The sequence below is a fragment of the Thermococcus sp. genome (assembly GCF_027012695.1).
GTDB lineage: Archaea > Methanobacteriota_B > Thermococci > Thermococcales > Thermococcaceae > Thermococcus.
This window is the reverse complement of the sequence record NZ_JALUYR010000087.1, coordinates 1-1,994: the sequence shown is the minus strand read 5'-3', so window position 1 is coordinate 1,994 and position 1,994 is coordinate 1. Positions and strand designations below refer to the sequence as shown.

Here is a 1,994-nt window from a genome sequence, read left to right as displayed (position 1 = left end):
CACGTACATCACCGGTTCTTTCAGCTGGTTTAAGTATGCCTTGATCGCTATTGGTGTCCCAAGGTTTATGTCACTTAAGTCCACAGGTACCCTCTTTTGGAGTTCATCGTTAATCAGTATTGTGAAAGTGAATGTTCCCGAAGAGCTGGGGTTTAGGGCTAAGTTTCTTGGATCTGGAACTGCTAAATTGTCGTCGCTAGTGCTATCGTATATTTTACCCCCAGCGAAGTAAATGTCAGTTACCCAAACGTTTATCGGAGCACTGTTTAGGTTCTCCACATTAACGTTACACATTACTGAATCGTTGTTCTCACTGACGAACTCTGGACTACAAGTCATCCATGCCATTATGCTACTGTTTGAGATTACCGTTATAATCTTTTTCATCTTCGATTTCGCCATTAACGTAAAGCGTGAAATAGTACTTTCCAGGATTAGCGAAGTTCATGTTGAACCAAGTGATGTTCGTACTAAGCCCATCAATCTGTCGTGGATTGTGCAAGGAAGGAGAAAATCCCGCAAGGAGGCTTTTCGCGAGGTTCACTTCTACCACCTCTGCAGTAGTCTCTTACTTTGTTTTTCTTCATTGCGATTCTTCTGCTTGCTTTGATTCGCGGATAGATGTCCTCACCTCCTCAAATATTAAATAGCCACCAACCACCAGCAGTACTGCACTGATTCCCTCAATCCAGTTGTGGGTTGAAATGCCCTCAATAAAAGGATTCAACGAAAAGAATCCCAAAAGAAGTACCCCAAACCATCTGAGTCTAGAATCAGCCTTCTCTATTGCTGGTCCTTTTCTGAGGCCGTAAACAACGAGCAGCATGAAACCTGAGAGGACAAGAAGTACCACCAGCAGCAAAGTTGCGGCGAGAGGCTTGATGACAAAGACGCTGGCAAGGATTGCAATCAAATTAGCCGCGAGAAAACCGTTTGCGATCTTTTGTGTATTTCTATCTTCCCGTCGGCGGATTAACCAGAGGATCATCGTCCAAACGTACATCACTGAAAGGCTTACGCTGGCAAGCGTGATGGCTACGTCTATGCCTGAAGAGAAATACAAAAGGAAAAGAGACGTGGAGTAAACAATAACGCCTTTCCATTTCATTTGTTATCCCCCCTATGGCCTTCCCAGTATTCCATGCCACACTACTCCGTATATAAACCCCAAAGTACCCCCAATAATACCCCCAACTGCAGCTCCTGTCATGGTACCAGCTCCTGGAATAATGCTACCGACTACTGCCCCAGCCCCTATAACCACTCCAGCTACTGTATCTGCAACAATATGCTGAATAACACTGTTCCATTCAACTTTTATCTCTACATATTGAGTTGCCGTGTATGCAAGATCGAGTATACCTTGTGAAGTTTTGACGTATGGATGACCGTTAGCGTAGACTGTGAAGTTCACTTGCACTGGAACCTTAGCTCCTCCTAAGTCCTTCAGTTCCAATCCTGTTTCGATGAACCCGCTCTGGGGCAGGACATCATGGAACTCAAGTTCTAATTCTCCAATTCTTCCGGGTGGAACCGTGTGTGTTATTATCGTCTTAGTTGGCTCTATGGTTAAATCCCTTGTACGCGGTGTCTTGAGTACGTGAGCATCTGTGTCAACGCGAGTTATGTTCCATTGAACCTTAGTTGGATTCGTAAAGTACACCTTGCATTTCATGTCTAAAGTTAAATCCCCCTTATCTGCAGATAGTTTTAGATTACTACAATCCATGAAAGCTTCGTGTACTGTTACAGGCCTAACTTCTACGTATGCTGATGCCATTGGCATGCCTCCGATTTCCAGTGTGAGGCTCGTGTTTTGAGTTATGGGGCCTATGGTCGCCATAATTCTCGCAGTCTTACGGGCGTAGATTGTTAGTTGACCACTGGAGATCGAGTAATTAAGCCCCTGATAGCTCTCGTGAGGCCACTGAACGTTTCCGGCACTGTCAACTATTTGTATCGGCCAAGTCTGCTTATACTCCTTCAAGTTCTGG

At 44.8% G+C, this 1,994-nt stretch carries 3 protein-coding genes and 1 pseudogene; all 4 read right to left on the bottom strand.

All coding sequences use genetic code 11. The features are described from left to right. Positions 1–348 (bottom strand): hypothetical protein (locus tag MV985_RS07045; protein ID WP_297464742.1); only part of this gene is annotated, 348 nt, incomplete at its 3' end. A 4-nt stretch (positions 349–352) separates the two neighbouring features. Beyond that, positions 353–544, bottom strand: a complete 192-nt coding sequence (locus MV985_RS07040) for a hypothetical protein (protein WP_297464740.1) — start codon at positions 542–544, stop codon at positions 353–355. 39 nt (positions 545–583) lie between these two features. Further along, the gene (locus MV985_RS07035) at positions 584–1,108 is read right to left on the bottom strand and encodes a hypothetical protein (RefSeq protein WP_297464738.1); all 525 of its coding nucleotides are present in this window, start codon (positions 1,106–1,108) and stop codon (positions 584–586) included. A gap of 12 nt (positions 1,109–1,120) precedes the next feature. After that, positions 1,121–1,994: pseudogene (locus tag MV985_RS07030) on the bottom strand (hypothetical protein); the annotation flags it as partial.